The sequence below is a fragment of the Allochromatium palmeri genome (assembly GCF_009720725.1).
Lineage (GTDB): Bacteria > Pseudomonadota > Gammaproteobacteria > Chromatiales > Chromatiaceae > Thermochromatium > Thermochromatium palmeri.
Window position 1 is genome coordinate 1 of the sequence record NZ_WNKT01000076.1, and the last position, 7,498, is coordinate 7,498.

Consider the following 7,498-nt stretch of genomic DNA (forward strand, 5'->3'; position numbering starts at 1 on the left):
GAGGGCGAGCCAACGGCGACTCAGTTCATGTGGACAGCGTATCACAAAAATTACGCATCTCTGACTGGACGTGGTTTAACATCGGATCGCTGTTGTCGATGCCTGGATGCTCATCTCAGGTGGCGCGCATCATGAAAAAGCCCGCGCGCGGCGGGCTTGCTGTGGCTCTTGTGTTTGGTTTAGGCGGCATGCAACACCATGGTCAATGTCCTTGTCCTGGCGCCCTTGACACCTTGGCCGCTAGCCATTAGCGACTGACACAGTGGGCTGGTCGTATTTCACCAGTCTCATCAACGCAAATAGCCGTGCAGCCTGTGTCATTTTCCTGGCCATTCTGGCCAGTCGCCTTAATGGCATAAGCCGTAGCAGACGGTGCATTAGCGTCTAGCGTGCAGTTCGTGTCATTTGAAATCGACTGTGCCATCGTTATTGCGTAATACTGATCAGGCGAATCACTGTTTATTCCGATGTTCGCAAGCGTGCCATAGGTGGTATTGTTTGCTCGCCATTTCTCTTGTGCCAATTGCGCCGTGCTCAACGCTGCCATCGCGTCCGACCGGCGGCTCTTATGCACTGAGTCCAGATAAGACGGGTACGCAATCGCCGCGAGGATGGCTATGATTGCTACCACGATCAACAATTCGATCAATGTGAAGCCTTGCCGATTGATATGATTCGATTTCATCATGGACTTACATTAAAATTCTTCTGAGGAATTGGATTAGTATTTCCCAAATTAACTTCCAATGGGCTGGGCGTGACAGTCATGCATGGAAAGCCATCCTCCGGGCAAGCGGTCCCCGTAATCTCAATCGGACGATTGGGATAAGATGTGACCTTGCAGCTATAGGTGTAGACACTTCTATCCAACGTGATCGTCGGATTTTCCATGCAACCGGTGAGAGTCGGTTTTACCGATTCTTTGCTGTTACCGGAACCCACTTCCCATTTGTTTGTGCCCAAAAGCGTGAAGGTGCCGTTAATCACGTAGTCGATCTTACTGCAGGTCACCTCATCCCAGCCGGTGATATTGACGCTTGTGTCTTCAGTGTAGGACGCCGATGTTGAGGTGATCTCACTGCTACAATTTTCAGCATTAACGACTACTTGTCCCGTCGCGCTGCCTGGAATGTTTGTGCATTCGTAATCAGCGCTGTTGCTGCCTGGGACATAGCATATTATTCCGCCCACGGCATTACCGAGGCCATCCTTGAAAACTACGTCTGGATCTAGAGCGAGATCCAGGTTCGCGATTGAGCCTCTGATCGTTATGGTATCTCCGATACAATTTGAAATGTTGATATCTTCTGCGGTCTGATCCGCTGTTAAGGCCGAGTACTGGCGAGGAGCCGGCAAACCACTGCAATTCTCTGCTGTGAAGGTGACATTCCCGCTCCAACCTTCAGGCACATAGCAAAGATAGTTTCCGCTCGTTGGGTTAGAGTCATTTTCAAACACAGTACATCCAGAAGTAGCCCCAGATGGCGTTGCAGAGATCACGTTTTTGACGATGCCGCGAGTGCTATCTCCGCTTAGGTTGATGGTGCCTGAGATGCTTAAAGTGCCGCTGCAGGGCGTATCTGAATCCTGAATGACAAAATCCTGACCCATCAGGGTACCAAACAGCATCGGTTCTTCTGTCTGGGTATTCAGAACCACCGTCGTCACGGGAACAAAATTGGGATTGGTCGCAGATCCTAAGCAGTAGTTTATTTGACCCTCTGGGGACGACGTTAAAGAAAAATTCCCTGTCACAGCGCAATTGCTTCCATAGCGATAAGTATGAGGGCAGAGACGGTCGGCATTATTTCCGTTGCCAACATGCTCGATATTTATCATCTGTCCATCATTAACTGCCATGATCCCTATGCGACCGTACCAATTGCTGCCGACATAGCATAGAAAGTCTAGATAATCATCTGAGGTATCGGATGTTGTTTCATTGTTATTAACAATTTCTCGGCAAATTCCAGCGTCCGCAGCAATAGAGCGCAAATTTCCAAGCATGGCATCGTTTTCAAAATTATTCGGAGGTGCCAAAGTTGATAATTTGATATTTCCCTTGATCTCGATGACACCGGGATCAGTCGTAAGCCATACCTGATTCTCATTCGTGATCGTCGGGTCATAAACAGCAACTCCGCCTTCATATTCAACAACTCTCAGATTGAACTCCGCATTATCTTTTGCAATAGTTGGATTATCGCCAATAATATTTGTTGGGTTGCTTAATTGCAGGTTGCCGCCTCCAGTAGGATCAGGAAAGCCGCCCAAATTCATAAAATCCTGATCATCGGTAGCCGCATTTTGCATCAGCGGATTATCCCAAGTCACGAGGCTAGACAGTACAACCGATTGTGCCTGATTTTGAGAGTCGGTCCAAGTGACACTAACCCGAACATTCTTAGAATTCGGTATCGCTGAATGATTGCTAAGTGTCCAAGCACGCTGAAAACCAGCACTTCCACAGGGATAGGGACTCGGATTATCCGAGCAGTTATCAGAACCACTAGCTAGGATAAAAAAATTATTAGCCGCGCTGGTTGAGTTGTTGACTAGATTGGTCCTTAATTCCTCAATCTTCTCCTGCGCTAGGGCGACGGCTTGGGCGCGATTTTTCGCCAGGCTGCTGTCAGAAATTAGACGGCCATTGAGTGCAGCGACCGTAGTCATACCGAGTGCCAGCACGACCACCGAAATCAGCGCATCGAGCAAGGCGAAACCACGAGGACGCATTGCGTCACGATGAAAAATACTCATCACTGCCAATCCCCCCAGGTACCTGAAATCGGAGCCACAGCAATCCGATCATTACCACCGCCGGAGCGGCCGATGACATTCGGGTCATAGATGATATCCATGCCGCCGGAATTGTCCACCCCGTTATTACCCTCAACGATCATAGCGCCAACTAGGAGACCGCCGCCAGAACCGCCGCCCACAACATCACCTCGTACATAGAGGACGCCGTACATCCGCCAGGAACCCTGGGGATTGAAATTGCCATCAATAACTAGAATTATCGGGTCATCAGGCGTTCCATAGACCTCATTTTTCATGCCGTAGTCGCTCAATGTCCCATCGCTATTGCGTGCATCGACCCAGATATAGCTGCCAGGAATGGCAAACTCCCCGCTGGGATCCACGAGGCGATCATCAGTTGTCACATAGTCTGCCGCCATTTTTGCGAAATCGGGCGGGCCAGCGATGAAGTTGTTGAAGAAACAATCAGGATTGACCGTTTTGTCACATTGAAGTGCGCTGCTATTATCGATAATGTCCACGCCAAGCATGGCACTACCATCATAATTGCCTGATGATTGAGTTAAATCGCTGCCCCTGTAGGTGCTTGAGTTAGCGTTCGCTGAATAATCAAGAAGCAGTGTGTCGGTTCCAATGTCATAGTTTTTATTATTATTAACATCAAAAAATGGCACTAAATATCCGGTCGTTCCATTTGCATATGATGTCGGCCCATTGGGGTCAGGATGAATGAATGTGCCGCTATTTGCACCGCCAAAACTTGTTACATCACCACCAGACCAGATAGTGGCATTGGAATAAACATTAACGATGCTCATGGAGCCTGAAACCCCAACACTGCCATAGGTGATTAATGAGTGACTCGCGTTCAGGTTTCCGGGTGACGGTGCAATGCGCCGAAAATCTTGTGTAATCTCTTTTTGCGCCAAACCATCGTCTGAATATCCAACTGAGATAACATTAACCCTGTTAATGATATCAGCCATTTTAATCGAAAGGCAGATCCTGACTGCATTGTCGCTAACCGCAGAATCACATGCTCCAGAACTTGACGGGATGCTCCAGACATATTCTCTATTTCTGTCGTCCCAGATCGCTTGCAGTCGATAACCCGAACCACTGGTTTCACTGCTATCGCATCGGTTATCCGCGTTTGTATCACAATCATCGAACTCAAGCCCAGTGCCGTCATCCATGTCATCGTTGTCAGTAATCGCTAAAGCCGTTAACATATCGATTCGATCACTCGTGCTATTTCCATTCAGATCTCTGTTATCGACATCCATGAAAGTAGTTGCGAAGTTAATGCCAGCGTCGGCTGCTTCAAACGCCGCTTTAGCGCGGATGGAGTTAGCTGAGATGCGCTGATCAGTCAACGCTGTCCGAGTGACATAAACGGTACTGATCGTTCCTAAGAAGAGAAGAATCAAACCGATAATCAGTGCCACAGCGCCTCGCTGGCATCGAAGATTATGTATTTTAGTTGGCTTGTAAAACTGCTGATTCATAATTTTCTCCTAAGTCTAGATTTTAACTTATAAATAAAAATGCTGGCTAAGACAACTGGCTGTATTTTTTGATGCTATTGACTATTAAAATTTTTGGGCTTGTGGTTAAGTTAATAAGGTGGTCTCCTAGTTACAGAGGCTCATTGTTACGAATTCGGACGGTTTCTTGAACGGTCGAAGTTACCGCAATATCTTGTGTGAGTCTGCCTGTTAGTGACAAATCAAGCCGACGAACCCTTACGACAGGCAGCGGTGCGGTTGTCGCCGTACAGGAAACGATCAATCCGTCATTATCTAGACAACGCGAATTATCCGTTACGCTAAAAACCGTGATTTCAACTTCATCTTCATTATTCATAGCCTCCCAATTGCTGGCAGTCAAACTACCTCCACAAGTAAAAGCGCTTGATGCCGTGCGCATTAAAATTTTGTCTCCGTCGTCATGTAAAAGAAAACCATAATGCAGTTGAATAAATTCATCTAACTCATCATTTGTGCCGTCACTGTCATTATCAAGTCCATCGCAACCTTCCATATTTTTGGCTGGAGAATAAGCGTAATGAATGCAAGTGTTCGTAGTTTCTAACGATGAGATCGTTGTAAATCCTGCTTTTCCAAAACAGCCATGGCCCGCTCGCCGAATTTCGTTAACCATAATAGCCATAATAGAATTTAAGTCCTGATTGAGGCGGGACGCTTTGACTGTATCGCTATTGCTGGCAAGAATAGATATAACTAGCCCAATAGCTCCGGCGATTACTATTAAACCCGCTGCAGAGCCGACCATTAATTCGACTAAGCTAAATCCGCGAATATATTTAGCTAAGTTTTTCATTATTATCGTCTCAAAATATAATTGGTAAAAAGTCAGCAGCCTTGATAACCAGAGATGCTATTGCCGTCGGATGGTACGCAAATAATGATGCGTCCGATCACGCTAATTTTTACATTGAGTTTCAGCGAGTTTGTACTGCGGCTTTGCACTTCTATTGTGCCGTTCGTCGCTGTTCCGCGAATGCTGTCAAACTGAATTGTTTCATCTCCAGATCCGGCGATAAAAGCGCCTGGGAATTCGGTATTTGTAAAAGTTATTTTTCTTTCTGAGCCGCCGATTTCACAATCAGTAGGGTTAGCTGAGCAATCACATGCAACATTTCCACGAATCATTCCAAAACACTGCGGGCTAGCATCTTTTTTAAAGGTTACAAGCACATTTTCATTAGTGCTCTGCATCCCTTTAAGTGATTCCCCCTTAGCGAATTGAAGATTGGAATAGATAATCTCTGCTAAAGACTTGACGCGGGCGCGTTCAATCATACTTTGGAAGGATGGAGCCGCAATGCTGAGCAGGATCGCGGCGACAGCGATCGTTACCATCATCTCGATCAAGGTAAAGCCTGATGCATGGGAGTCGAGCGCGGGTGAGAAGCAGGGAATATATGTGTTCATACATGCGACCTGTTATGATTCAGGAACGATGTGATGTGAAAATGCGCCAAAAAATTGGAACATCAAATTTTTTAATTCCATGTTTGAATCGTTGCTTTTAAAAATAGATAGATCTTTAGTGGTTTATGATGCGATATGTGTAATCGTAAAATCACTGCCTTTGCGGAAGAGGCTAGCTCTCAAGTCAGCTTGAATCCTTGAAAAGCTGCATCACATGTTTTGCCCTGATAAAAATTCTATTTTCGTGGCGCAGAACGTGCTGTATCTAAGGTAAGGGGAATTTTTGGTCTGTATTTTATTCTCTAAATACTAGCATAGTCTTGAAATGGTGCGACTTCGTTGTCCTGTTTTGCTTAATCCGTCACAGAGCAACACAATAAGGCGGAACGCGAGGAAGGACGTCAGAAAGGCGAGCCGCTTGGGTTGCAGAAAGGCGACCAGGAAGCCGCCCGCCAGTAGCCATCTCATTCAGCTCGGCCTGCTGAGCGATGTCCAGATCGCACAGACCACCGGACTGAGCGTGGCGCAGATCGAAGCCATGCGTACAAGCGGAATGCCCTGAACCGAGCACGCCCGGTCGAAGTACGCCACTCAAGTCGATTCACCGCCGCCGTCCGGTCAGCCGGTCACGCGGAGGGAGCGTGTCGTCTCATGGACTTGAGTCACCCGCATCCCGACACCTTTCGGCTAAACTGCCCCTTATGAGCACCGACGCCACCCCACCATCCCCCGACGATGACATCCGGCGCCAATGGCACCGCCTGTTCGGCATTGCCCTGACCGAACTGTTCGAGGGCGCGCCCTGGCGCGTCGAACTCGAACAGGAACTGGCCGTACGCAGCCAACTGCTGGATGTGGCCATCATCGAAGCCGTCGGAGAAGGCGCCGAACGCCGACTCCCGCCCGACCTGCCCGACGGCCTCGACAGCCTGCGCCCTCACAACCTGCTGACCTACAAATCCCATCACGAAGCCCTCAACGCCTGGGCGCTCGACGAACTGATCGGACACTACGTCAACTACCGCAAGCTCCACCTGAACTCCGAAGGCAAACGCCACCCGTCTAGCGTCTTCGGCCTCTACGCCGTCGCCACCCGCCGCCCGCGCGCGCTGAACACCACCCATCCCCTGCAACCGACCGCCTGGAACGGGGTCTACGATCAACCCTGGGGCGGACAGGTCGTGCGCGTGATCGTCCTCAACGAGATCGGCACCCACCCACGCAACGCCGCCTGGGAACTGTTCGCCAACGAGCGCGAGCGCCTGCGTCAAGGACTCATCCACTACCGCGCCCGTTATCCCAGCCCCACCTCGGGCGGACACTGGGCGCTGCTGCACTACCTGCACCGCCTCTACCAACGCGAGGTACCCGACATGGCCTACACCCTGGAAGACTTTCTGCGCGAAGCCGAAGAGATCGCCATCACCCGCGCCATCGAACGCGACCCCGAGGCCATCCTCAAACGCTTCGATCCCGAGGAGCGCCTCAAGGGCCTGGATGCCGAGGAGCGCCTCAAGGGTCTGGATGCCGAGGAGCGCCTCAGGGGCCTGGATGCCGAGGAGCGCCTCAGGGGCCTGGATGCCGAGGAGCGGCTCAGGGGCCTGGATCCAACCCTCATCGAAGTCTGGCTGGCCAAACAGCGACGGGATCATTGAGCGCCGGAGGCCGGGACATCCTTCTCATTCAGCTCGGCCTGCTGAGCGATGTCCAGATCGCACAGGCTACCGGACTGAGCGTGGCGCAGATCGAAGCCGTGCGCACGAGCGGAACGCCCTGAG

Annotated in this window: 7 protein-coding genes; 2 read left to right on the forward strand and 5 right to left on the reverse strand. The window is 49.9% G+C overall.

All coding sequences use genetic code 11. The features are described 5' to 3' along the window. On the forward strand, window positions 1-251 hold a 251-nt coding region (locus GJ668_RS20395), incomplete at its 5' end, for a hypothetical protein (protein WP_222930823.1). Here GJ668_RS20395 and GJ668_RS18895 read toward each other — a convergent pair. The 5 genes from GJ668_RS18895 to GJ668_RS18915 form a co-directional block, all read right to left on the reverse strand. Beyond that, window positions 248-688 (reverse strand): type IV pilin protein, encoded by a 441-nt coding sequence (locus GJ668_RS18895; RefSeq protein ID WP_281350272.1) that lies wholly within the window; start codon window positions 686-688, stop codon window positions 248-250. The genes GJ668_RS20395 and GJ668_RS18895 overlap by 4 nt on opposite strands. Then, the gene (locus GJ668_RS18900; RefSeq protein WP_155451654.1) at window positions 685-2,760 is read right to left on the reverse strand and encodes a type IV pilus modification PilV family protein; all 2,076 of its coding nucleotides are present in this window, start codon (window positions 2,758-2,760) and stop codon (window positions 685-687) included. Before GJ668_RS18900 ends, GJ668_RS18895 begins: the two co-directional genes overlap by 4 nt. Next, window positions 2,760-4,271: a PilX N-terminal domain-containing pilus assembly protein gene (locus GJ668_RS18905; RefSeq protein WP_155451655.1), complete on the reverse strand. Its 1,512-nt coding sequence runs from the start codon at window positions 4,269-4,271 to the stop codon at window positions 2,760-2,762. Before GJ668_RS18905 ends, GJ668_RS18900 begins: the two co-directional genes overlap by 1 nt. Window positions 4,272-4,401: 130 nt before the next feature. Next, window positions 4,402-5,106, reverse strand: coding sequence for a prepilin-type N-terminal cleavage/methylation domain-containing protein (locus GJ668_RS18910; protein ID WP_155451656.1), 705 nt, complete (start codon window positions 5,104-5,106; stop codon window positions 4,402-4,404). 32 nt (window positions 5,107-5,138) lie between these two features. Beyond that, on the reverse strand, window positions 5,139-5,720 hold the full coding sequence (locus GJ668_RS18915) for a prepilin-type N-terminal cleavage/methylation domain-containing protein (protein ID WP_155451657.1): 582 nt from the start codon (window positions 5,718-5,720) through the stop codon (window positions 5,139-5,141). 701 nt (window positions 5,721-6,421) lie between these two features. Between GJ668_RS18915 and GJ668_RS18920 the strand changes: the two genes are divergently transcribed. After that, window positions 6,422-7,375: a hypothetical protein gene (locus GJ668_RS18920; RefSeq protein WP_155451658.1), complete on the forward strand. Its 954-nt coding sequence runs from the start codon at window positions 6,422-6,424 to the stop codon at window positions 7,373-7,375. The last annotated feature ends 123 nt before the right edge of the window (window positions 7,376-7,498 follow it).